Annotated in this window: 19 protein-coding genes; 14 read left to right on the top strand and 5 right to left on the bottom strand. The window is 33.4% G+C overall.

The genetic code is table 11. The annotated features are described in order from the left end of the window. Positions 1–80 precede the first annotated feature (80 nt). From ACP3T3_RS00980 to ACP3T3_RS01000, 5 genes are all read left to right on the top strand, one after another. Positions 81–674, top strand: a complete 594-nt coding sequence (locus tag ACP3T3_RS00980; RefSeq protein ID WP_426478089.1) for a Crp/Fnr family transcriptional regulator — start codon at positions 81–83, stop codon at positions 672–674. Positions 675–1,022: 348 nt separating this feature from the next. Next, entirely contained in the window at positions 1,023–1,574 is a 552-nt protein-coding gene (locus tag ACP3T3_RS00985) for a hypothetical protein (RefSeq protein ID WP_426478090.1), read from the top strand. A 589-nt stretch (positions 1,575–2,163) separates the two neighbouring features. Next, entirely contained in the window at positions 2,164–3,066 is a 903-nt protein-coding gene (locus ACP3T3_RS00990) for an ABC transporter ATP-binding protein (protein ID WP_426478091.1), read from the top strand. 4 nt (positions 3,067–3,070) lie between these two features. Then, positions 3,071–5,275: an ABC transporter permease gene (locus ACP3T3_RS00995; RefSeq protein WP_426478092.1), complete on the top strand. Its 2,205-nt coding sequence runs from the start codon at positions 3,071–3,073 to the stop codon at positions 5,273–5,275. 109 nt (positions 5,276–5,384) lie between these two features. Then, complete coding sequence (locus tag ACP3T3_RS01000; RefSeq protein ID WP_426478093.1) at positions 5,385–6,113, top strand: hypothetical protein; 729 nt, start codon at positions 5,385–5,387, stop codon at positions 6,111–6,113. A 303-nt stretch (positions 6,114–6,416) separates the two neighbouring features. Here the strand turns inward: ACP3T3_RS01000 and ACP3T3_RS01005 are convergent, their stop codons facing one another. Then, positions 6,417–6,515: a hypothetical protein gene (locus ACP3T3_RS01005; RefSeq protein ID WP_426478094.1), complete on the bottom strand. Its 99-nt coding sequence runs from the start codon at positions 6,513–6,515 to the stop codon at positions 6,417–6,419. Positions 6,516–6,859: 344 nt separating this feature from the next. Between ACP3T3_RS01005 and ACP3T3_RS01010 the strand changes: the two genes are divergently transcribed. The 8 genes from ACP3T3_RS01010 (at position 6,860) to gwsS (ending at position 15,793) form a co-directional block, all read left to right on the top strand. Continuing rightward, positions 6,860–7,141: a helix-turn-helix domain-containing protein gene (locus ACP3T3_RS01010; RefSeq protein WP_426478095.1), complete on the top strand. Its 282-nt coding sequence runs from the start codon at positions 6,860–6,862 to the stop codon at positions 7,139–7,141. A 97-nt stretch (positions 7,142–7,238) separates the two neighbouring features. Next, on the top strand, positions 7,239–8,687 hold the full coding sequence (locus ACP3T3_RS01015; protein WP_426478096.1) for a DUF3945 domain-containing protein: 1,449 nt from the start codon (positions 7,239–7,241) through the stop codon (positions 8,685–8,687). Positions 8,688–8,707: 20 nt separating this feature from the next. Beyond that, positions 8,708–10,795 carry a DNA topoisomerase 3 gene (locus ACP3T3_RS01020; protein WP_426478097.1) on the top strand — a complete coding sequence of 696 codons (2,088 nt, stop codon included), beginning with the start codon at positions 8,708–8,710 and terminating at the stop codon, positions 10,793–10,795. 842 nt (positions 10,796–11,637) lie between these two features. Beyond that, positions 11,638–11,874 carry an integrase core domain-containing protein gene (locus ACP3T3_RS01025; RefSeq protein WP_426480013.1) on the top strand — a complete coding sequence of 79 codons (237 nt, stop codon included), beginning with the start codon at positions 11,638–11,640 and terminating at the stop codon, positions 11,872–11,874. 249 nt (positions 11,875–12,123) lie between these two features. Then, positions 12,124–12,534 (top strand): hypothetical protein, encoded by a 411-nt coding sequence (locus tag ACP3T3_RS01030; protein WP_426478098.1) that lies wholly within the window; start codon positions 12,124–12,126, stop codon positions 12,532–12,534. Positions 12,535–12,587: 53 nt separating this feature from the next. Further along, entirely contained in the window at positions 12,588–13,631 is a 1,044-nt protein-coding gene (locus tag ACP3T3_RS01035) for a hypothetical protein (protein ID WP_426478099.1), read from the top strand. Further along, complete coding sequence (locus ACP3T3_RS01040) at positions 13,615–14,538, top strand: hypothetical protein (protein WP_426478100.1); 924 nt, start codon at positions 13,615–13,617, stop codon at positions 14,536–14,538. Before ACP3T3_RS01035 ends, ACP3T3_RS01040 begins: the two co-directional genes overlap by 17 nt. A 163-nt stretch (positions 14,539–14,701) precedes the next feature. After that, positions 14,702–15,793, top strand: a complete 1,092-nt coding sequence (gene gwsS, locus ACP3T3_RS01045; protein WP_426478101.1) for a grasp-with-spasm system SPASM domain peptide maturase — start codon at positions 14,702–14,704, stop codon at positions 15,791–15,793. A 686-nt stretch (positions 15,794–16,479) separates the two neighbouring features. Here gwsS and ACP3T3_RS01050 read toward each other — a convergent pair. The 4 genes from ACP3T3_RS01050 to ACP3T3_RS01065 form a co-directional block, all read right to left on the bottom strand. Next, a complete protein-coding gene (locus ACP3T3_RS01050; RefSeq protein ID WP_426478102.1) occupies positions 16,480–16,632 on the bottom strand; it encodes a hypothetical protein in 153 nt (50 codons plus the stop codon). Between the two features lie 896 nt (positions 16,633–17,528). Beyond that, positions 17,529–18,647, bottom strand: coding sequence for a hypothetical protein (locus ACP3T3_RS01055; protein ID WP_426478103.1), 1,119 nt, complete (start codon positions 18,645–18,647; stop codon positions 17,529–17,531). Positions 18,648–19,011: 364 nt separating this feature from the next. Continuing rightward, positions 19,012–22,011, bottom strand: coding sequence for a DEAD/DEAH box helicase (locus ACP3T3_RS01060; protein ID WP_426478104.1), 3,000 nt, complete (start codon positions 22,009–22,011; stop codon positions 19,012–19,014). A 736-nt stretch (positions 22,012–22,747) separates the two neighbouring features. Further along, positions 22,748–23,056 carry a helix-turn-helix domain-containing protein gene (locus tag ACP3T3_RS01065; RefSeq protein WP_426478105.1) on the bottom strand — a complete coding sequence of 103 codons (309 nt, stop codon included), beginning with the start codon at positions 23,054–23,056 and terminating at the stop codon, positions 22,748–22,750. Positions 23,057–23,696: 640 nt separating this feature from the next. Here ACP3T3_RS01065 and ACP3T3_RS01070 point away from each other — a divergent pair. Next, positions 23,697–26,693, top strand: coding sequence for a SusC/RagA family TonB-linked outer membrane protein (locus ACP3T3_RS01070; protein ID WP_426478106.1), 2,997 nt, complete (start codon positions 23,697–23,699; stop codon positions 26,691–26,693). Positions 26,694–26,699: the final 6 nt, after the last annotated feature.

Consider the following 26,699-nt stretch of genomic DNA (forward strand, 5'->3'; position numbering starts at 1 on the left):
ATGTGCAGTATATGGTGTTGGGAATATAATACCTGTTATACTGTGATCTTCCTTAGACACTTTCTTAAAACAATAAGAATATGATTGATGAAAATCTTTTACTGAAAAATGGAGCGTTATATGAAGAGTATTCCGCAAAAGAACTGATCTATCATGTGGGGGATAGACCCCGCTATTATTTCCAGGTGATGAGAGGAACTGTTGAATTGAACAATTACCATGAAGACGGAAAGGAATTTACATTGAATATAATTTCACAAGGGCAAAGTTTTGGTGAGTCCTTGCTTTTCAGTGATAAAAGATATCCGACTAATGCCATAGCTAAAACAGACTGCAGAGTTTTAAAATTGGCGAGACCGGATTTTCTGAAGATGCTAAGTGAGAATAATAAACTCATGTTTGTTATTTTCCAATATCTTTCCGACAGGCTTTTCTATAAATATGTTATGCTTTTTAATAATTCGGCTCTTGATCCGATAATCAAGATTAAATCGTTAATGGATTACTATAAGGAGAGTTCTTTAAAAAAAAAGAAATATTCTTATGAAGTTCCGTTCACAAGACAGCAAATAGCGAATTTAACTGGTCTGCGGGTTGAAACCGTTATACGCACTGTTAAAAGAATGGAACAGGAGAATATGGTTAAGATTGATGGACGGCAAATTTTATATTAGAGATAAAACTTGCTGTTTGCTGGATAGGAATGCTTACAATAAATAGGAGGGTGAGCAATAGAAACAATCCGATCTACAATTTGATGACCTTTTACAGAAAATGTTATGGACTGTATCTGAATATTAAAGTGATGCTCGGATGATAGGGTTTAGTCTCGGCAGTTAAAAAACTACATTGATTTAGTTATAATTTTAATGCTCCCGTAGTATATATTATTTCCTGATTCTATAATTTTGTTTGAGTTGGTAATGATGCGGGAGTATGTTTGAAGATCGTATTTAGCCCTAAAATCTAAGAGCAGATCGTTCTTTCTCTTCAATTACAGTTTAACTTAATAAATATTTACCATGAAAAAAATAATTTACCCTTTAGCTTTATGTATTGCAGTTTTATCCAGTAGCAACTTTTATGGCCGTTCAGTGTTACAGCATGAAGTTCTTCTTAAGAAAATTAAAACGAAAACAAATAAAACCATCAATATATATCAAACTAAAAATAATAAGACAGGTATGTATACGGTTAGAATAGCGACGTCTGGATTTTTAAAAAAAAGTTCAACATTTATCAAGGATACGGATCCGGTTAAAGATGTTCTTGTAGGAGACTTGGATAAAAACGGATTTGATGAGATATATATTGTAACTCAAGGTGTAGGCTCAGGAAGCTATGAAAGTGTATTTGGATTTACGTCGGTCAAAGACCAACAGTTAGCTCCGATAACGATTCCTGCACTGACCATGAAAGGGTATATGGGACATGATAATTTTCAACTCTCAGGAGGGAAATTGAAAAGGACATTTCCTATCTATAAGGATAAAGATTCGAATTGTTGTCCTACCGGTGGGAAAAATACCATCATGTATACATTAATAGGAACGAAATTAGTTCTTTCAAAATAGATACCGATGGGCTAAATGCTTGTAATTTATCCAATTCAATTTGTTTATTATCAAAGCATCTTACTATGTACGGAAACCAACAATTAAGTATTATTCAATTTTTCTTTCCAGAATCTTTTATAATGCTTATTTGTGGCTCTATGGACAAATTAAATTGTGAAGAAAATGGTATATGGGTATTTATCCCTGATGGCGCACTAAGCAATAAAGAGAATACGATGTATCACTTGTAAAAGAGATCATTTGAGAGAGGATCTGTTCTTTCCATCGAAATCCAGCTCGCCTGTCGTTTATACACCCTTTATTGGATTTGAGAAACCTTTTTTCAAATCCAGGTATCACTTCCATTGTTCTTCGGGAAGATCTTTCAATGACAAATTCATACAAGCCGGAAGGTTATTATTAATAGCAGGCATTCCTAATTTTTTCCAGAGGGATATATTAAACATTTTGTTTGGAGGGTTCTGATTATTGTCTACAACAAAATGAGACAATCTCTAAAAAGGATTCAGTAATGAAAGTTCAGGTCTCCGGTATATCGCCCAAATAATTTATTTATATAATAGTATGCACTTATTAAAAAAAAATTATGGAGAATATTATAGAAGTCAAAAATCTAAATTTTGGTTTTGGTAAGAAATTAATTCTTAAAAATTTAAATTTAAATGTTCCTAAAGGCTCTATATATGGCTTTCTAGGAGCTAACGGAGCAGGAAAGTCAACCACAATGAGACTTATTATGGGTCTTTTCAATGATAATTCGGGGGCTGTAAAAGTTTTTAATAAAAATATCTCGGAAATATATCCGCAAGCTCTTCAGAATATTGGATCTCTTATTGATTATCCTGCTTTTTATGATCATCTTTCCGGGTATGACAATCTAAAGATTGTTTGTACCATTAAAAAAATTAATGTGAAGATGATCGATGAAATTCTTGAGACAGTCGGGCTTTCTCATGCAAAAAATATTAAAATGAGAAAGTATTCTTTGGGAATGAAACAGAGACTTGCCATAGGTTTAGCTCTGATTGGAAACCCTGATCTTTTGGTATTAGATGAGCCTGTGAATGGTCTAGACCCTATTGGAATGTTAGAGGTAAGAGAGCTTTTGGTAAAACTCAATAAAGAAAAGAAAATAACTGTCTTCATTTCTAGTCATTTACTCTTAGAAATTGAAAAAATGGTTACTCATTTAGGAATTCTTTCTCAAGGTGAAATGAAGTTTGAAGGAAGCAAGGCTCAATTACATAAACTTTACGAATATAAAAAAATTAAATTCCATCTCAATGAAGCTAATAAATTTCATGAGCTTTTGAAAGAGAAATACAATGTTAACATTCTTTCCGAGACCGAAATTACAGTAGTTCCCCATTCTCAAAATGAAATTGCTGATATAAATACATTGCTAGTTAAAGAAGGTGCGCAGATATTCCAAATTTCTCCAATGGGTGGCTTAGAAGAATGGTTTAGAGAAGTTACAAATAAAAACTAGAATAATGAGTATGCAACTACACTATATAAAAACTGCATTCACAATAGAATGGATGAAAATAAAAAATCTCGGCATTTTTATAATAACTATTGTTTTTGCTATTTTATTACCCGTATGTCTTTTTGTATTCAAAATTTTCAGTAAAGAAGCAAGATTATACGATGGAATTATAATATCAACTGTTAACTTTCATATCAAAGAACTAATTTATGCTTATGGTAGTTTTTTCCTTTTTTTATTTGTAATTATTGCTGCCACTAGAATTGCGCAGACTGATCATAAAAATAACGGCTGGACGTTTTTGGAAACGCAACCTTTAAGCAAATTAAGTATTTATTCCGGTAAATTTTTAGTATTGACCTTTCTTAGTTTCATTTCCATAAGTATTTTTTTTATTTCGACAATTCTCATTGGGTATTTGATTCAAGTCATATTTCCACAAAAGAATCTGACTTTCAGTTTTGACTTGTACTGGCTTTTTCAGACTTATACCAGGATGCTGGTGCTTAGCTTAGGAATAATTTCTGCGCAATTAATGTTTTCAGTAATTATTTCGGGTTTTATTTGGCCTTTTGCTATTGGTTTTGTAGGCCTTATAGGGAATTTTATAGGGAAAATTAGACAGGAAACATACGATTTATCTCCTTACAATTACATATGTACAGCCTTAGAATATAAAGATCCATTTAAGCTGAATGGTTTTTTTAATTATACTGAATATTTAAGTTTATTTTGGACTGTTTTATTTTTTGTAACAGGTTATATTTGGTATAGCAGAAGAGGTTTCAAAAATGCTTTTGTAGGAAATAGTGTATCTGTTACAAAAACTTTAATTGGGATTTCAGTATTTATAGGTATATATTTAATCATTACCAAACCTGTCTATCCACATAAAGATGAAGAAATTACTTTAATTCAGGGTTATATTTCTTCTCCCGATAAAATTAAAAGTGTGGAAATTGTTTCCGAAGAATTAAAAGATACTTTAGTAGACGTTCCTGTTAAAGACGGCAAATTTTCATGGAATTCAAAAAAAGATCTAGACCTATCATCTTATATTCTAATTGTAGATAAAAAAGCATATCCTTTTATTTTATCAAAGGGAGACAAAATACTTTTTTATATTAAGACGGATGCAAATCATTTTGAGAGTACTTTAAAAGGAACTCGTAAAGCCGAAGATAAGTTTATCAATTCAACATCAGGGCGAACCTCTACCTTTTCATTTATTGTAGAAGATAAACAGTTTATAAATGATCCAGAAAAGTTTTATAAAGCTGCAGAGGATGAATGGGAATATGTAGAGAATTATCTTGAAAGTTACCGGACAAAAGAAAACATTTATTTTGGAAGCGATTATAGAAAATTTCAACAACAAAAAAATGCAATAAATCTTTTGAATGCAATATATGATTACCAGAAAATAACGTCTTTTACTGACAAAAAATTTACACCTCCTACAGACTTAATACAAAAGCTTCAGTATATTTTAAAAAAACCTACTCCTATGCTTTTATCAAGTGAAGAATATAAGACCTGGAAAATAAAAGAACTGCTTCCCAAGGAGGGTACAAAAAATCCAGACAGTATTATTTTTGTCAAGCTTTCCCAAATGCCTAAAAGTTTGGAAAAAGACCAACTTCTTTCTTTCCAAATGCTGAAAATGTTGCATCTGATCAAAGAAGAGAATCAGCGTAACCAATTGTTCAGTAATAAATTCTCAGAATTTCAAAATTCAAGATATAAAACATTTGTAAACAACCAGCTTAAGGTGATCAATAATCAACAAAAAGGAAAACCTTTTCCATCAATTGTATTTGAAAATGAATCGGGTAAGAAAGAGAGTTTGGCTAAATTTGAAGGCAAATATATCATTATAGATCTTTGGGCAACCTGGTGTGGACCTTGCCGTGAAATTTCTCCTATTTTTGAATATCAAGCAAATAAATATTTTGAAAATCGTAAAATAGTATTTCTTTCTGCAAGCATTGATTCTGATAAAAATAAATGGAAACTTTCTCTGAAAAATAAAAAATCTACTGTCATTCAATGGTGGATTTCAAATCCTGATGCTTTAAAATATTTAGGAGTAGATGCCATTCCTAGATTTATGATGATTGGTCCTGACGGAAACATATATAATGCAAATTTGCCACGACCTGATGAAACGAACTTTATCAATATTATTGATGCTGTCTTTAAATATTAAGATAACCAAAGGAACTTACAAGGTTGGCCAGAATAAATGCAAGTATATGTAGACCAGACTTGTCACTTTTATGGGTAGCCTAATATGACATATAAAAATAAATATGATAATGAACAGACAACTATTATTACGTAGGTTAAATGTATGTACTTACAGATTAAACAACAAGTATATACCCATTGATAAGCCGTTAGCAAAAATTGCGGAACTAACAGCAATACTTCCTGCTTTGGGTTTGTTTTTCTTATGGCATTACTTTGAATCTTTTGGAATCAGCTATTTTCTCTACTTCAATATTACTGATGCTATTGCTGTTCTGTATGAGAATCTTATGCTGGTAGTTTTTATTGGTGTTGTCCTTTCCCCAGGATTGATTGCGCTTTTACTTCCGGATTTTTTGAAGAAGCATAAAGGGTTGACTAAGTTGTCAATTGTTATTATAGGGATAATGATAATCACTGGAATTGGGGTATTTATTGACTTATACAAATTCGCTACTATTATAAAATTAATCTTTTTGGCGATTGCAGCTATATCAGGTTATATCTATTTTTTTGAAAGTAGAAATCTCGGATTTTGGATGCTATTAGCTCTTACCTTTATTTATATGTACGCTATTGCTACGCAAGAAGCAAAATATATGATGAGAGAAAAACCAAAGTTTAATATTGTTCTTAAACAACATTCTGAGAAGCCAATATTGAAATCAAATGACACTGATAAGTATTTTATATTTAAGACGTCAAATTATTACTTTATTAAAGATGATAATCTGAACTTAATTTATGCTTACTCAATTTCTACTGATGAAATGACAAGTTTTACTCCTGAAAAATAATGAAAACTGATGTTAATCTTTTGGCAGGAAAATTCTGATGATACAAAGTTGCTAATTATATCTGTTCTTCTCAAAGTGCCTAAGCCGCATATCATGGGATGAAATCCTCTCTAAATTCTGTAAATGTACGTAAAGTCTGTTCCTATTTTAGAAGTAATAAGGATGGAGTGGTTATATAATCAAACTTTTCAATAAAATGGTAATAGACAAGACGTATTATGGACTTCCTGTGCTTTTGGCCATTTGATGATAATGTGCAGTGGACATTATAATTATAACTCTGAAGGTATTTATTGGTTTGTTTTACAAAATCAGTTTCATAATGAGCTCCGGCATTTTCCATTCTTTACCGCTGGTCATGATATGTTCTGTACTTTTTACGCGTCCATAATTGGAGATCATATAGTTTTCATAGTTCTCAATGGGTTTCCATTCTTCATCAGAAAGATTTCTTAAAGAGGTATTGTATAAAACTTCTTTTACATATTAGTCTTCAAATTCAGGAGGCAGTTTCATAGGCTAAAAATTAAATAATTATTTCGGTTGCTAATTATAAAGACAAAAATATAACGCAAATAAAGAATTTCAGATGTGTTATCAGACCGTAAGTTAAGCATTTAGAAATTTTATTTGGGGCACATCTTAAAATCCAAAACAAAAAAACTTTTCGTTACTACGAAAAAGTAGTGATTTTATGTGGTTTCTATTGGGCAACTTTGTCCTACCAATCCATAAAAAATCATATTATGAATATCGAAAGAACAGAATTTATAGCCTGGATGGAGAGAATCATGGAAAGATTTGATATTCTGAAAGAGCAAATGCTCAAGAACCAGTCCAGATTTATAGAAATAGACGGCGAACAGCTTCTGGATAATCAGGATGTTTTACAGCTTTTAAAAATAAGTTCCAGATCATTACAGCGGTACCGGACTGATAAAAAGCTACCTTACTATACCATCAGTGGAAAGCTGTACTATAAGCTTTCGGATGTCCACCAATTGATCAGAGAGTGTTTAAGTTCTTAATGGCAATGAGACATCAACAGCCAAATGATTCATTACCGGTCTGATCTTTACGAGTTTCTGACAGAGCTTATACCTTAGTTCCATTAAATAAAATACAATGGAAGATGAATTAATAAACGTTCAGGAAACCAATGAACTCAAACCATCAACAGACACTTTGATTGTTCTGAATATTCAAGCCAATCAGGTTGAGATGGTCAAAGGGGTGGATCAAGAAGGAAATCTGCAAAAGTTTCCTCCGCAGGATAAAAAGGAAAATGACCAGCTGATCAGAGTGGATAAACATGGAGATCTATTCTCCAACTTCTTTTCCAACTTTTATCGACAGCTTAAAAATCCCACGCATTTCAATTTTTTCAAGGTTTCGGAATATGACGCCGTCAATACCGCCAAGGATCTTCAAAGATATGTTGATCAGGCATCTCCTGGAGAAAAGGAAAAGCTGAAAGACTACGAAGTTTTACCTAAAAATAACAACAATCCACAAAATCAAAATACAATGGAAAACAACACAGAAAATCAGGAATATCGTTTTCAGCCACAGCAGATCGACTGGAAAACGATGGAAAAGTTCGGACTTAATCAGGAGAAGCTTGAAAAGATGAATGCCATGGATTCATTACTCAGAGGCTTTAAAACCAATACATTGATTCCCATTACCATTAATCTGGGAACAGCAGTCAGTAAAATGGATGTTCGACTATCTCTTCAAACAGAAGATACAGGACAGGTTGCTGTTCATTTGCATGGTATCCGAAAAGAACCCAACCTTAATAACAAATTCTTAGGTCATGTGTTTACTGATGAAGACAAAAAGAACCTAAAGGAAACAGGGAATATGGGCAGGGTAGTAGATTTGGTTAATCCTAAAACAGATGAAATCATTCCATCGGTGATAAGCCGTGACCGTTTAACCAATGAACTTGTTGCCTACAGGGCTGAATATATGAAAGTTCCTGATGAAATCAAAGGAATTAGGCTCGATGAACATCAGAAACAAACCTTATTGGAAGGAAGAGCGCTATATCTTGAAGGAATGACTTCTAAAAAAGGAGAATCTTTCAATGCCGCCGTGCAGTTCAATGCAGATAAGCGGTATGTAGAATTTCTGTTTGGCAATAACCAGGCACAGAAACAAAGCCAGCAACACAATCAAAGGCAAACTCAACATACGGATCAAGAAGCACCCAAAGTATTCAGAGGAAAAGAACTGGACGATTCGCAATATGAAAAGTTCAAAGCCGGACAAACCATTTATATTGACGGTCTTACAGATGCTAAAGGTAAGACCTATCAAGGCTATATTACCTTCAATAAAGAAACTTCCAAAACCGACTTTTCCTTCACCAATCCTAATAAACTTAAAGAAGAGGCAAAACCTACAGAAGATTATAAAACCCAAACTGCGGTTAACACCCAGGGTAAAACCAATGAAGCTACTAAAAATGTGAAGGAGCCTTTAGAATCAAAACAGCAGCAGCCTGCCCATAAACAGCAGGAGGATCAGCAAAAAAAAGTTAGAAAACCAAGAGGGCAAAAACTATAATAATCATCTAAATCCATCATATGAAAGCAATCATCGCAGAAAAACCGTGTGTCGCAAGAGAAATCGCACAATTGTTAGGAGCCCATGAAAAGAAAGAGGGTTATCTATCCGGTAACGGATATTGTGTCACCTGGGCATTTGGACATCTGATAGCATTAGGAATGCCGGAAGATTATGGTATAAGAGGCTTTAACAAAGCCTCTTTGCCTATCTTTCCGAACCCTTTTATTCTAACTCCCAAAAAACTAAAGAAAGCAAAAGGCTATGAGCCTGACCCTTCGGCTTTAAAACAGCTCAACACCATAAAACAAGTCATCAGTCAATGCAGCAGTATTATTGTCGCAACAGATGCAGGAAGGGAAGGAGAGTTGATCTTCCGCTATATCTATCACTACATAGAATGCAATAAACCCTTTGAAAGGCTCTGGATAAGCTCCCTTACCGAAAAGGCAATACAGGAAGGTTTCAACAAGCTTCAGCCAGGCGATGTTTTTGACGGTTTATATCAAGCAGCAAAAGCCAGAAGTGAAGCGGACTGGCTCGTAGGTATTAATGCTACTCAGGCATTAACCATCGCAGGAAACCAAGATGTTTACTCTTTAGGCAGAGGGCAGACGCCAACCCTTGCTTTAATCTGTCAAAGGTTTCTCCAGCATCAAAACTTTACTAAACAAAAGTACTTTCAAATCCAACTGAGTCATAGAAAAGAGTATACGGATTTCACCAGCCTTTCACTATTACAATGGGAAGAAAAAAAGCAGGTAGAACAAGTAAAAAAATACATAGAACGGGAGGGAAGATCAGTTGTAGAGAATGTATCCATTACAACAGTAGAGGAACAATCTCCATTACTTTTCGACCTCACGGAATTACAGAAAGAAGCCAACAGAAAGCTCGGGTTTTCTGCCGATGAGGTTCTACAAATTGCCCAAAGCTTGTATGAAAAGAAATTCATTACCTATCCGAGAACCGGAAGCAAGTATATTCCCCAAGACTTATGGCCTGAAATTCCTGAACTGATTAGAATCCTTAATACAACCGATCAATTTAAATCAGCCATATCTACCTTAAAATTCGGAAACTTCAACAAGAGAATCGTTAATGATTTAAAAGTAACGGATCATCACGGTTTACTCATCACTACAAAAGTACCATCCGCACTTACTGCAACGGAAAAAGCCATTTATGATATGATTGCTTACCGTTTATTGGAATCAATATCCCATGCCTGCACAAAACAAGTCAGCCACATCATGATAAAAGTTCACCATTATGAATTCCAGATCAAAGGCTCTAAAATTCTGGAGAAAGGCTGGCGAGCTATCAAAGGAATTCTTTCTGATAATGAAAATTCAAATACTGTTGAGGCAAACCTTACTGAACTTCCGGAACTCAAAATTGGAGATGAGCTGAAAATCTCAAAAACAGAATTACTGGAAAAAGTAACGCAACCTCCCAAGCTTTATACAGAAGCTGATCTTTTATCAGCCATGGAAAATGCAGGCAGATCTATTGAAAACAAAGAAGAAAAGCGGGCACTATCAAATATCGGTATCGGAACACCAGCCACCAGAGCTTCCATTATCGAGACCCTACTCAGCAGAAACTATATCACCAGAAAAAGTAAAACCCTGCATCCAACCGATAAAGGCTTACATGTTTACAATCTGGTCAAAGACAAAAAGATAGCCAATGTCCAAATGACCGCAGAATGGGAAATAGCACTGGATAAAATTGAAAAAAATGAACTCAACAAAAAACAATTCATCAATGACATCCAACACTACACAGCCGAAATCACCAGCGAACTTTTATCTCTTCATATTCTCCAAGAAAACATTCCACAACTAAAATGTCCCAAATGTCAACAGCATGATCTTATCATCAAAGAAAAAGTCGTAAAATGCCCAGATGAACAATGCAATTGGATTCTCTTCAGATTCATTTGCGGAGTACAACTCAGTATTAAAGATCTTACTTTATTATTAACTCAAAACAAAACATCACTCATCAAAAACATGAAGAGCAAAACGGGTAAAAAGATTAATGCTTTTATAATTCTAAAAGATGATTTTAGTACAGTATTTGAGTTTAGAAAGGAGAATTAAATACAATTCCAGTGTAGGTATACATTAAATGTTGATATGTGTCCCATTTTCAGATATTGTAGGAATGGACCTTTCAAATATGGAAGAGATGCTTAAAAAAGATAAGATTTGTATTACCTGTAAAGTATCAATAGATCCGCTACAAAAATGACTTAATTCATGGTGTAAAGTTTAAAACCTTTGTCCATGAATAAACAGCAACAGCAAATCAAGGCTCGCAAAGACTGGCTTAGAATCTATTTAGAATCGGGGGTCTGTAACAAACACGGCTTTACGCTGTGGAATTGCAAGATCAACACTTCACGGTTGGATAAAAAGGTATAAAGAAGAAGGAGAACAAGCTTGTCAGATAAGTCAAGACATCCTAAAACCCTTACTAATACTAAGGTACAAAGAAACTGAATCTATTATCCTTGATTTAAGAGAGAGAAAAAGATGGGGAGCTGCAAGAATCTCAATTTATCTGCTTCGAAAAGGAATCATGCTTTCTGCAATGACTGTTTGGCGGGTACTCTTTAAACACAAAGTTAATCCTGTAGTCAAAAGGTGTAAAAAATCTGATTACAAAAGATACAGCAAAGAAGTTCCAGGGATAGAGTTCAGCTGGATGTTACTAAAATCAGGAATAAAGCTTATCAATTTACCGCTATTGGTGACTGTACAAGAATGAAAGTTATTAGGGTCTACTCTAATAAAAAAGCAGAAAGTACTATACATTTTTTAGGTGAAATTTTGGATACATTTTATTTTCCTATACAGCATATTCAAACTAATTGGGGAACGGAATTTTTTAATTATTCCTTTCAATACGAATTGCATGAGCATTTATCAAATACAGACCCATCAAGCCCAGCTCCCCTCATTTAAATGGTAAAGTAGAAAGAACCCAACAGACTGACAAATCCGAATTCTGGTCACTAGTGGATCTATCTGATGCAGATCTAGCTATTGAATGGCAGGAGTTTTACAATAAGAAAAGGCCACACTCTTCTTTGAATGGAAAAACACCTTGGGAAAAATTACAGTCGTTGGAGCATCTTATCCCTATTCAGCCAGATATTAATTATATGTCCATCTAGAAACTGCTGACTAATGTAACTTCTAACTTCTCTAGCTTTTTGTAGCTCTGACTCCTTAAGAACATAGGCATAAATGAAATGACTTATACCATAGTTTTGATACGACACGTTTTGTATCAAATCAAAAAATACTGTTTTTAAATGTTTAAAATTTCAATTAAAACAAGTTTAAAAGTTAGTAAAATGTTAATTATATTCATTATAAGTGAAATATTAATAAATATAATCGGTTTATATTAACACATGTGTTTGATTGAAATATTAGAGTTATTAATAAAAGTTATAAAAATTTGTTTTTGTGTTAAAAAATATGTTTATTTGACATGGGATTCACTTAATTTAAATAGATTTATAGTGAATCTAACAAAACGATTTATTAACCATTTTAAAATTTATTTGATGAAAACAAAATCATTAGAAAAGTTAGGAAGTTTTCAACTTCAAAACGAGAGGTTATCAACAGTTTTAGGGGGGCAAGGAGGTCCTGCTTTACCAAGTTTTGGACTTGAGCCAACAGTTACTGGAGGTGGAGAGGTTGAATTACCTTCGGGTCCTGGAGGTGCATGTGTTTGTACTGGTTATACAAGTGATTTGGATTTCCATAACGGAGGTGTGGGGTATAATGGAACATATCCAATAGATAAATCTTGCAACCCTTAAAAAGAAAAGATGAGAAGCATATATGCTTCTCATTTTGCAATTAATAAATATCAATGAGAAGTACATTAATATTACTGTTTGCAATATTCAACTCAACGATAAATGCTCAAGGTTTTGAGTTGAAAAGTCAATATCTTATCAAGTATTATGAGTTGGTAAATGAAGCTGAAAATAAAATTATCTCTAATGACTTAGAAGGTGCAAACAATCTCTATAAGCAAGCTTTTAAAGAATTCAAATACCCACATGCAAAAGATTTGCAAAACAGCATGAATGTGGCTTTAAGAATGAAAGATTTTGAATATGCTTATTATGATTATCATTCGTTAAAGTGTTTAGGAAAGGTGTTTGATGTTAGTTTTTTATCTGAAAATTTTAAAAATAGTGAGAAGTATAAAATAAAACCTTGTGAAAACAAGATTGACTTACAATATAAAAAAACTTTAGATTCACTGTATGAACTAGACCAGTATTATAGAAAATTGTCAGGGGGTAACTATGAAGTATACAAAAAAGAACTTACAAAAAGTGACAGTACTGCATCCACCAGCTTGCTTAGGTTGATTCAAAAGAAAGGATTTCCTAATGAGTACAATATCGGGCTGACTTCAACAGACAATATGTTCTATCAAAAATTTTATTACATTATTTGGCATCAACTGGCTAATAATCACTATAGCAGTCAGAAAGTTAATTTTTCAAAGGAGATAGAGAGAGCTTTAAATGAAGGAAAGATAAGACCAGACATTGCAGGACAATTGTTTGATTTGAATAATGGAACAAAAGATTATTCATTTTTTAAAATTTATCAATTTACTGTTAATAATGAAAAAACAGATTGTTGTTATATATCCGAGGCAATCTTACCAGAAAAGAGAGCAGCAGAAGTAAATACTAAAATAAAAGAGATTAACAGAAAAAGAAAATTAATAGGTCTGACATCAACTGAAGAGGAAGCAAAAAAAAATATATTCTTTTTAAATAATAAAGATTATGTTTTCACGAGTATTACTATAGAAGGGTTTCAGTTTAAGAATAATAATGATGCTGAGTTATTTAAAAGGTACTTAATTAAGTTAGATGATACTAATCATTAGTGTAGATAATGATACTATGACCGATGAAATATGTACTTGGTTATCGTATCAAAATAAAGAATTTGTTCGTTTAAGTGAGAACCAACATATTAATAAGGTTTTTTTCAATTTTGAAAGTAATGTTTTCAAAATTTCTATTGGAGAAGTTGAGTATAAATTAGAAGACTTCAAATCAGTATTCTATAGGAATGGGGGAGTTTATTATGATACAATAACAGGTGAAATAGATAGTAATTTAGTTGATTTTTATAATTCAGAACTTAAATCTATATCAGAGTTTATTTACTACTATTTCAAAGTAAATGGGGTTCGTGTCTTTGGAAATCTTTTAACCAAGGAGGTTAATAAGTTAGAAGTTCTATTTTTGGCAAAATCTCTAGGGTTAAAAATCCCTGATACTTACATTTTATCAAGATTAAATGACTTGGGGCAGATTGATATTTCTCAGGCTTATATTACAAAAGCAGTCTCTGAAATGAAGCCTATTATCGTTGAAAATGACCTGTACCTGAATTACACACATAAAGTAGACCTGAATAATACTCATGATAAAAAAGGAAGTATTATACCTTCATTAATCCAAAGAAAGATTGATTGTCTTTATGAAATAAGGGCATTTTTTTTTGAAAAGAAGATTTGGGCAATTGCTACATTTGATTTTTCAGACAATGTTGATATTAGGAACATAAGGGAGAAAGATAAAAAGTACCTCCCTCTAGTGCTTCCACAAGAGCTGAAAAGGAAAATTTTAAAATTAGCAAAGAAACTAGACTTAAAGTGTGGAACGGTTGACCTACTAAAGTCTGATGATTACTATTTTTTAGAAGTGAATCCATTAGGACAGTTTCACCAAGTCAGTCATTATGGTAACTATCAGATTGAAAAACACATAGCAGATTTATTATGAAAGAAGAAAAAGAGTTATACCTAAAAGGAATTGAATACTCTCTACAGGAATGGAAGAGAAGTAACAGTGTGTCTAAGGTTAAATATTCTGAAAATAGAGATAAGAAAAGTAGAAAAACAAAGATTTTTCGTTCACAAAAACATTATTCCCTCTTGTATTAAGTATGTTTTTAAAGTTATTTGACTCGGTTAAAATTACCAGAGGTGCTAAAAACTCTATTATTTTGGATGCAAGTACTGGGTTTTTGCAACTTATTCCGATTGCTTTTTTTGATTTACTATCAAATGAACATCAAAATTATTCTGTCTTAAAAAAACAATTGAATAACGAGAGCTTAGAAGCTTTAGAAGAATATCTTAATTTTATTATAGATAATAAATTAGGCATTATTCTAAATTCTAAGAAAGAATTGTCAGCTTTCCATAATACATCGGAATTTAAAGAAACTCCTTCTTATGTTGACTATTTAATTTTGGATGTCAACAATTCAGGTGTCTTAGATGATGTGTTGGTGCAACAAATTTGTGATTTGAGAATTAGATATCTACAAATCAGATTTTCAGAACTGAAATTAAATGATATAATAAACGTAATTAGTAAATTGAATTTGCTCAATGATTCTAGTATTAATGAAGTGTCAGTTGTTGCAAATTATGACTTACAATTGGTCATATTTATCAAAGAGAATCACTACAGCATTTCAAATAAATTTCTTCATTTTGTATTGCATTCATCGAATGAACAGGGTTTTGAATCTTTTGACCATGTTCATTTAAGTATCATTAAAAATAAAATTAATATCCCTTTAAGTTGTGGATTAATTGATTTAAAAAATATCAATCTTAATCGTAACTTTTATCTTGAAGCCAAAAAGCATAACTCCTGCCTTCACAAAAAAATAGCAATAGATGTAAAGGGCAACATTAAAAATTGCCCCTCCATGCCCCAAAGTTTTGGAAATATCAGAGATACAACATTAGAAAATGCTTTAAAACATCCTGAATTTAAGAAATATTGGAACTTAACCAAAGATAGTATTGAAGTTTGCAAAGACTGTGAATTTCGTTACATCTGCACTGATTGCAGAGCTTACACCGAACAAACAAGTATAAACAAAGATGGTCTTGATACTTCCAAACCTTTAAAATGTGGGTACAATCCTTATACTGGTGAGTGGGAAGAGTGGAGTACAAACCCTCTGAAACAAAAAGCAATTCAAGCTTACGGAATGCAGGATTTTATCAAAAAAATATAGCAGAATATAACATCTCATTTGTGTATCTTTAAGTATAGAAAAACAACTAAAAATATTATTAAAATCCAATCTGCTATTTGTTTTTAATAACTGTTTGATAATCATATTTTAACATGTAAAGCAATGGCTTTATGTTATTACGAGATTATTTTAAGATAAAAAATTCCCTTCAAATTGTTGAGGGAATTTTCTAATATACCGTAAAGGGTCTATGCTTATTTTTCGATTTATAAAGAATTTTTATCTGTAATAAAAGCTTTATAGTTTGGATGTGTTTTGGAAAATCTCAACAACTCCTCAAAATACCTGTCATACCTCCGATTTAAAGGAACCATCCATATAAGGTCTTTCATTTCATCATTGTCTAACTTATTAAACCACGTTTCTAGAGTCATAGCCAAAAATTCCCCTATAAGCTCTTTAGATGTGGATTGATAAAATAATTAATACTGAATTTAGCTGATTTATCACAATTGAACCTATCTTTGCAAAAGGAGCTACAAATTCCTCTACTCTGGCAATGTTATGCCAATTTCTAGTTTCAGAAAATCACACTCAATTCTTGTTCTTAAATACTCAGTCTCTAAATAGCCTTGAATTTCTATTAAAAACCTCTTATAGTGTAGTGGTATTTCTTTGTGTTTTCATTCGATTTTAAGCCTTTAAAGTGGCAAATTGGATAAGTTTTAGGTTGCAGGTTGATAGACATCTTCAAACTTTGCTACTTCAAGATTTTCAACCATTTCCTGAGACTTTTCTAACTTTTGTCCAATTTTGCTGGGTTTGTTATTTTTCAAAATCTCATCAACAGTCTTACTCTCACTTTGAGTCTCTTTCATCCCAATTATGGTCTATTCCTGAGGGCGACTGATTGTAGTAATCCTGTTGTGTTTGTGCTCTGGCATGAACTGTAAACAAAACTAAGGGAAGTAATATTTTTTTTCATATTAATTAATCTTAAAGTTGTTTATTCTTTATCCAAAAAGAAAGGAGTACTGTGCCAACCCATTGAATCCTTGTATCATTGATTTTCTTAAACTTATATTGCCCAGATGAACCCTACTGTTATTGTAAACTCATAATAATAGTCAGAAATTTGTTCTACTACTTTAGCAAGTTGCCAGTAGCTGCTGTCTGAGTTAAACTGCCTTGTAACTGGTGTAAGGAGTTACAAGTATAAAATCATCCTCCTTAAAAATAAAATAACTTGTTGATGTATTAGAGATTTTCCAACTGCCCTAAATCCATGCAGGAGGATTGAAATACACCGATTGTACAGGATTGTTTTGCTGTGGTGTTTGTGGTGTCATCGTTGCCAGAACAGCTAATGGTGAAGAATGATAAAGCTAAAACAGAATTGTTTTTTCATAAGATGAATTTTATTAATCCACCCAAACCCAAAGTAGTAGTTATTTAGTCTTTAAATAAGAAAGGTAGTTCTTATTTAATCTGTAGAGGTTCTGGTAAAACCATGAGGTATAAATAAGCAGATACCCATGCCCATATAGAGCATGAGCAATCAGCATACTTATTCTACACCTCATTTTGAATTTACCAGATTCCTACAGGCAGAATAATAGCTAATGCTTTTCTTTTTTCGATAAAGTTTGAAATGCAAAGGTATTAATTCAATTCGAATCTTTCAATTCTATTTTTGTAAAATAGGTTTTAGAATGTTTAAAAAGAAGTATAGAACTGAATTTAATTAAAACTCTTAAAAAAGATAAGATTTGTATTACCAATTCCATCCCTTTTTTTCTTTATTTTCCAAAGTATTTTTATCAACATCTTCCATTAAATTATCATGTGCATTTTTAGCTGGATTGTACCAATCGAGTTTTTTTTCAGCCCAGTCAATCCATTTTTTGTCTGTAGTATTATTTGATTTCATATACTCAAAATACTCTTTTAGAATCATAAATTTCTTCCATCGATGGGCATCATTATAAAAAGAAATAAATTTTGCACGTTCTTCATCCTTTGTTTTTTGTTTTGCTTCTTCAATTTTTCTGAGCTCCTCTCTCTTTTCACTTTCAATCTGCCATTTTCTTCTATTTTCAGCCATTCTTTGAAACTCAGTTTCAACTTTTATCAAGATTTTTTCAATTTGGTCCTCAACAAGGAATTTATCTGTGTCCGCAAATTCAGTAGTCCCATATTGTATAATCTTAACCGCTAGTTTTCCATTTGCAATTAAATCTCTGCTTTTCCATCCTCTTTCATTTGTTGTATCTTTAATATTACTTTTTTCTTTAATGTATAATGTAATTTTATCTTCGTATGCGGCGAATCTTAATCCTTCAGAATCTACACTTACTCTATATCCTAAGATTTTAAAATTCTTTATTAGATTATCTAATATTCTTAATGAACGGGAAATATTTTTTGGAGAAACAACAATATTGGGTAATCCTCCATCGGTATGAATAGTTCCTTTTATATTGGCATAATCATTAACTTTTTTCTTGCTAAGGTTATCTTGCACTTTACTGACGATTTCGTCAGGTTTACTTAATCGTTCAGAAACCTTTAAAATTAGTGCTGAATTATTTTTAATCTTTTCTGTAACAATCTGTTTGAGTAAATTTATAGGATTAGGATCATTTTTATTTTGATCTACATAAATTTCTATCTCTTGCTCATTTTCTTGTTGGGGTAATGATGCCTTTACTACTTTTTTTCCATACTGTAATTTTTGCCAGTATCCCATGGGTGGTAAAGGAATATCAAATTTTATACAGATTTTTCTTAATCCGTTATCAGACAAATTAAATTCTTTAGATAATGTAGTTAGAGGTGTAGTCCATACTTTATCATAGAGTTCTATACGTGTAAGTTTAACGACATTATTCATTATAGTACCTTAAATAGATTTTATATTATTTTTTGAAGTTTATTACTATTAAAAAATATGTATTTTAAATATAGTTCATTACTCAGGAATTCATCAACATTTTTAATCTGTTCATTGTACTGTGTAAACCATCCAAGTTCTTTAATATTGCTTTTATAATTTCTTCATCTTCTACATCAAATTTTCTATAATTTTATACATTTGAAATGTAAAATACGGATCTGAATTTACTCCTATTAATATAAAAGTTTGATGTCTATATTGATAATGAAATGCAAATGTTTCAAAAAATAAATCAAACATTTTGATAGAAGTTATATTTAATTAATGGTACATGATTATTTTACTGGTGTGTTTTTATACATTAATTTACTGTTACGTCATATTTTAAAAAGTTAGCAAGTACACCTGAAGGTGTTTTAGCACTTTTATTAAGAATCTTTGTATTAGCAAAAACGATAAAGTTATCTTTTGCTCTTGAAACGGCTACATTGAGCATATTGGGTTTGTTGTCTCTATCGAAAAATAATGTGCCTTTATCTTCATCACCATAGACCATTGAGAATAAGACAATAGGTCTTTCAGCACCTTGTAGGGCGTGAACTGTTCCTATTTTAAAGTCATCAACTTTAAATCCTGCATCTTTTAAAGCCGATTTTAAGCTGTTTTTTTGTCCTGTGAAAGGTGTAATAATACCAACAGTATGTTCAATCGACTTATATTTCTTTTCAATTTTTGATTTATTGTCTACCAGCCACTTGATAATTGTCTTGACTTCTTCAATATTAAACCTGCTGCCATTTGGGTTTCTTGTCGATTGACCTTCAACATGAATACAATGCATTGGTGGGAAAAGCAAATCTTTTTCTGCTTTTCCTCTTAATGGAATAAGCTTTCCGTCATAAGCTAAAACATTACAATAATTAATAATTTCATCATAACATCTTCTATGTTCAGTCAGCAGGACCCCTTTTTCATGTAAATTTAGCTCTTTATATCCTGATGCATTTTGAGCCATTTTCATAATACTTCCGGTAGAAGATAGAAAACCTTTAGGATCAAATTCCTTTTCATAAACAATATCATCGTAATGCTGTATGATCTCACACTTTTTAAGGTTACCAATATCAATTTTATGGGTAACGTTCCAAATGGGTTCAATCTGCTTGACATCTCCTACAACAACAGCCTGTTTAGCTAAAGCAAATGTGGCGATACCTACTTCCGGAGAAACCTGGCCTGCTTCATCAACAATGAGAAGATCAATAAAATTAAATAGAGGCGGATTATCATGTATTTTGTTGCCTTCTCCACTCATCCTTAAAAATTTATAAAAACTGAAAAACTTTGGCGCCATGAAGAATGTACTGACAAAGCATGGGGTTAACATAGCATGTCTTTTCCATCTGTTAGTCATGGGCTCTTTTCCTTTTCCATTAAATTTAGGGTCAAAAAGATCAGATTCGAGCTGCAGTAGATACCTTCCTTCCCAGTAATGTAAAGCCAATTGAAATGCTTTATGGCGTAGTGAAATATCAAGTTCATCATAAAAACAGTTAGCATTTATTTTTTCTTTTATTTTTAAGTGCTCACTTTCCCAATACTTTTCTTCTGAGCGTGGAGGGTTACCTTTAATTGAATTGTTATTCTTCCATAGTTTCCATTTTTCAATGGAACCAATAATCTTTTTAGCGGTATTTATCTTAGAATCTATTGTATCAAGAATTTCATTTTTCTTGAACACAAAATTTTCAGGAATTGCAATTTGGGAATCTCTAAGAATTATTTTTACTTCCGAAGCTCGGTTTTTTAGAGCAGACTGTATTCCCAGAAAGCAAAAAACTTTTCTGAAAAATGGTTCATTGTTAAAATATGTAATAATATTTTGTTCAGTTTTAGTCAGGTCCTCAACATCATTTTTGAGTACATCTTCATTGAGTAAATCTTCCTGATAATAATTGGAAATTTTCGAATTATTGAGAAGGTAATTAGACGTAAATACATGTTCTGATTGTAAATAAGCCTTCCACGTATCACCGGAGTCTTTTAAGATTTGTTGAATATCTGAAATTTCTGTTTGCAATTTTTGTACTACAGAAGATATAGTAAGAGCGGTAGAATTAAAATATTCGTTACTTCTTTCTAAAAAGTATTCTTTAGCATCCTGTAAAAACTCTAAATTCTCTATGTCGTTAAAAAGGCCATTACCATTTAATTTTTTATAGTTAATACCTTTTAATTCAGTTTCTTTTTTATTGGTAGAGGGAAGGTAAGTAGCATAACCATCAACATCTGGAATCCATCTGCCTTGTAATTTTCCTTCTCTTGTATTAGACCGGGAAAAACTGTCTATGATATTGGTAACCGCCTGGTTATTGGTAGAACAGGCTAAAATAACAGGAGCATCTTCTCCTCTTAGTGCACTTTCAACCATCTTATTGGCAACTATACTTTGTAATAGCGTTGTTTTTCCGGTACCTGGTGGACCATTGACTGCAAAAACCTTTTCATTAGATCCTAAAAGAGTATTTAAACTTTTTCTTTGTGAAATGGAAATAGGAAAATCAAAACCCATCTGTCCGAGGTGCAAATCATTGGTATTTATTAAATCAGGAACAGTAATAGGTAACTTTTCCTGATTGTTATTTAAGGTTATAAAAGACTGTAAAAGTTCGGGAAGATTCTTTTGGTGAAGAATTTTTTCATACAGCTCTATGATTCCCATTGCAGCATTCATTTCCTCTTGTGGAAGTAATACTATAGCATTAAAGATCGTTTCATAAGCTCCTGATTGATATTCGCATAGCTCCTGACCGATAACTTTTTTAAATACATCCTTAACGTATTGTATATACTCAGGATATTTTGAATAATTTTCTTTTCCCAGGGTAGTAGCTAAATCTACTTCTTCAATATTCCCAAAAATAAATTCAGTACGTTCATCAGCAAGGGGTTCCAAATATTGTCTTTGAAACAGAGGAAACATTTCGTCAGGAATATAAAGTTTTCCATTTCTGTCTAGATAAGCAGAGTACCAGAAAGGAAATTTAGGTTTCTTATCTTTGAGATGAACGAGATGGTCTGATGCCGGCTTAAGCTTGAATGGCGCTATTACTACAAATATGTGGTCTATAGTGATCCAGTCTTCATCATCTTTATTTTTAATCCCTTTTTTTTCATTGATTCTTCTTTCTTCAAAATCAATAAGTGTATTGACTTTTTTAAGATCAGCAATAGAATTGTCTTCAATGTCGAAATCTTCAATTTCAAAATGCTGAGCACCATCAATTTCAATATTGGTATTAAGAGAGTCTGCTAAATTCTTTTTCCAGTAGGTTAGCCATTTATAATGTTCTTGATTCATTTGTGATTGGTTAGTAAAAGTCATATCAAGCTAAAATACAATAATAATATGAGATTATTTTACGAGAAACCGTAAAATAATGCTTGTACTCTAGAAAATACAGATATCTTAAATAATTTAATTAACAAGATAAAAACAATAAAAACTAATATTTATAGAAGTTTTTGTACATTATGCTTAAAATAATATGACAATAGTTATACACTATCTGTTGAATTTAGAAATAGAAGAAACTTTTTTGAGGCTCATAAACTCCAATTAAATCAAATGAAACCGAAAGGATTGATTACCTGAAAGATTGTTTTAATCAATTTCTCATAATAGTTGGAATTAACTATACAAAAAATCCAACATTAGTTGAAAGTTGGGACCTCTTCTTTACCAATATAACAAAGAGATTAAATGACCGTGAGTATGTAATCCCTAGTGACATTCAATCATTCAAAAGTTTTTATAGAGAAATGACAGGTGTGGTAATAAATACATGTGTAGGAGTCAAAGATGAAGAATTTGAAACAGTTATTGCATATGGTTATTAAACGGTTACATCGCATTGGAACTAGATTTTTTCGGGAAATGCAAATGATGCTTCAAAAAATTACTATACGTTATTTGTTCCAGAGCAAAGACAAATTTACATTTGATAAGTGAAACAGGGCGAACAACCAAAAGAGGAGATGCTTTGACCATAACCTCAGAATTAAAAGCTGTAAATTTTAAATATGACAATCTTTAGTTAGGATTTTCTCTTATTTTGATTTTTAAATTTTCCTTCTAAAAGATTGATTTCATTTATAGCGGCTTCAATTTGTTTTGGGGTCATCCTAGAAACTAAGTGAACGATATCAAGCTCAAGAAAATTACAAATATTAACAATAATTTCAATTGATAGATTTGTTTTTCCTCTTTCGATTCTGCCAATGTAATCTTTGGAAAGGTCAATCTCATTTCCTAGTTGGAATTGTGATAATCCTTTTCTTAATCGGCATAGCTTGAAAATTACTCCGATTTGAACTTTTATCTCTTCATTGTTCCATTTATACATTCAGTAAATTTTATGAATAAAAATGTTTTTCATGAAGACTTATAGTGCGTTTTGATTTTTTTTTAGTTATATTTGTAAAATAAGTTACAATAAATGTAACTTTGCGATACTTCAACGAATAATAGAAGCTATTGCTTAGAATCTCGATTCGAAAACTGGTAATTTTTAACATGCGAGACGATAAGCAGGAAGCTCACGACCTAGGCGTGGGCTCTCTTATCTGCATGTAAGGTATACCAGTGCCCCGAATCGGATAATGTAGAGTCCCATGCCGTTTTTTTTTCAATGCAGTTCGCTCTTTCTACATAACAATCTAAGCCCGCTTTACAAAATAGTATCAGATTACACGATACAATAGGAGGGTACAACCTATTGCGGCTTTAAAAGCTTACACGGGAACACAGATTTCATTCATATTAATTCTTTCCGGTGCCCTAAAGGTCACTGTTTATAGAACCTCACCAGTCCTTTTTCATACCAAAGGGCATCAGGAAAGTTTTAAATAAAAAATGAGTCAAAAAACTACTCAACTTAAAAATCAGAAGAAAGAAAAAAGCCCCTTCCCATGCAGTTTGGACACTTACGGGAAAGAGCGTAGTTCAGTAATTAATCTTAAAAAATTAAAAACCTTTACAAATCTATGAAAAATTCCTATTACAATATAGGAGGCATTTTCTTTGGGCTCATGTTTACCGCTGTAAGCATTGGTACAAAAGCCCAAACACGCACCATTTCCGGTACCGTAACCTCATCCGGCAAACCTTTACAGGGAGTCTTAATCTCCCAGAAGGGCAGTGATCAGGTAACCAGAACCGGTAATAACGGAACCTACCAAATAGAGGTTTCAGCAGAAAATCCCATCCTATTGTTCAGACACCCTGATTATGCAGAAGAAAAATTCACACTTACTAATCAGGCCGTCGTTAATATCAGCTTAGAACAAAAAGTAAAGGGAATCGAAGAAGTTATTCTCAACGCTGGCTACTACAAGGTTAAAGACAAAGAAAGAACCGGTAGTATTGCTAAAGTTTCAGCAAAAGATATAGAGAATCAGCCTGTCACCAATGTATTGTCAACCGTACAAGGAAGAATGGCAGGAGTAAATATCACCCAGAATTCGGGAGTACCGGGTGGAGGCTATGATATTCAGATAAGAGGAAAGAACAGCCTGCGTGCTCTAGGAAACAATCCATTATATGTAGTGGACGGAGTTCCTTTAGGAGGAGAAATGGCCTCCCAGTTTTCGGCAGAAATGCTCCCTGCCAGCAGTATCAATCCGCTTAACAGCATCAATCCTGCGGATATTGAGAGTATTGAGATTCTGAAAGATGCGGATGCGACCTCGATCTATGGATCAAGAGGTGCCAACGGAGTAGTGCTGATAACCACGAAAAAGGGAAAATCCGGAAAATACCAAAACTTGGGATTAAATGTTGGGACCTCGTATGCAGTGAGTTCTATGATCAGTAATCTTACCATGATGAAGACTTCGGATTATCTCAGGATGAGAAGGCAGGCCTATCAGAATGATGGTATTGCGGTGTATCCGGCTAATGCTTATGATATTAATGGAGTATGGGATCAGGGAAGGTATACGGATTGGAGGAAAGAACTGATCGGAAATACAGCAGATGCTTTTACTGCGAATGTGTCCTTAAACGGAGGAAATGAAAGAACATCTTTTCTGGTAGGCTACGGCCATAATGAGCAGTCTACCGTGTTTTCAAAAGATTTTAAGTATAAGTCTGATAATCTCTCTGCCAATATCAGCCACAGTTCTGAAGATAGGCGTTTCCAGCTTAGTGTTTCCAATAGATTCTCAGTTCAGAAGAATAATGTGCTGAGTGAGGATATCACCAAGCAGGCTTTCCTGATGGTACCTAATGCTCCGGCTTTGTATTTGTCGGACGGGAGCCCCAACTGGGAGAATAATACCTTTAACAATCCGGCAGGACTTTATAACAGTTCCTATTCGTATGAAAACAAACAGTTTTTAACCCAAATGAATTTGCAGTATGAACTGCTGGAACACTGGTTTCTGAAGTTTAACGGGGGACTGAATTACCAGTCTTTTGATGAAAGATCACTGAAGCCTAATACCATGTATAATCCCGCCTCCTATCAGGGACAGTCCAGTGCCAGTTCTCAGTCGTATACAAGCAGTCAGGACCGTTTTTCGTTTATTCTGGAGCCTCAGCTGAATTGGCAGATGAAAAAAGAACGTCATGCACTGGATGTATTGGTTGGTACGACCTTTCAGCGGGAAACAGGTACCCAGGGTTCTATGATCGGAATTGGGTTTGAGAGCAATGCCTTTATAGAGAATATCGGAGCGGCAAGGACCAGGATCATTACCGATCAGATTAAAACAGAGTACCGCTATACCGCTTTCTTTGGAAGAGTCAATTATCAGTATGCCGGAAGGTATATTTTGAATGTAACCGGAAGACGGGATGGAAGCAGCCGCTTTGGTCCTAGTAATAAGTTTGCGAATTTCGGGGCGGTAGGCGCCGCATGGATATTCTCCCAGGAATCTTTCCTTAAGAATAAATGGCTGAGCTTTGGGAAGCTCCGTGCCAGCTATGGGACTACCGGAAGTGATAATATAGGGGATTATGGCTATCTGGATACTTATGATCTCTCAGAATACCTGTATAATAATACAGCAGGACTGAATCCTTCAAGGTTGTATAACCCCAATTACAGCTGGGAGAAGACCACCAAACTGGAAGCCGCTTTAGAGCTGGGGTTTATAAAAAACAGAATCAATCTGACCGCAGCATGGTACAAAAACCGTTCTTCAAGCCAGCTTGTAGGCTATCAGCTACCCTCAATAACAGGCTTTCCAAGCGTACTGGCAAATCTGGATGCGGTAGTAGAAAACTCAGGATGGGAACTGGAACTCTCTGCTAAACCTTTTTCTAGCGGATCCTTTCAGTGGGAATCAAGCGTTAATATCAGTTTTCCTAAGAACAAGCTGGTCTCTTTTCCGGGGCTAAGGGGTTCCACTTACGCCAATACCTATGTCATAGGACAGCCTATCACTTCGGTAAAGGTATACCAGTATGAGGGAATTGATCGTGCTACAGGATTGTACCGGTTCAAAGATTTTAACGGCGATGGAAAGATCACGGCTCCTGATGACAGGCAGGCTGTGGAGAATATCGGCGTGCGCTATTTTGGAGGCTGGAATAATACCTTCCGGCTAAAGAACTGGAATCTGTCATTTCTCTTTCAGTTTGTAAAACAAAGAAACTGGAACTATAACAATATCATGCCCATTCCGGGAACGATGAATAACCAGCCTCAGGAAGTACTGGATGTATGGTCCCATGAGAATCCCGGTGGAACCTATATGCCGTATTCTTCAGGGAGCAATGGGATTAAGAACCAGCTTCATATCTTTTTTATGAACAGTACGGCAGCGGTGTCTGATGCCTCTTTTATTAGACTTAAGAATCTGGAGCTCGGGTATCAGGTTCCGGTAAAAGGAACATTTAAGAGCGTGAAGGTCTATTTTCAGGGACAGAATCTCTTGACCTTTACGAAATACTTCGGGCCTGATCCCGAGTTCAGGAATATTGGCTACCTGCCTCCTTTAAGGACCTATTCACTGGGGTTACTGATTTCACTGTAAATATCA

The sequence above is a fragment of the Chryseobacterium sp. CBSDS_008 genome (genome assembly GCF_049959325.1).
Lineage (GTDB): Bacteria > Bacteroidota > Bacteroidia > Flavobacteriales > Weeksellaceae > Chryseobacterium.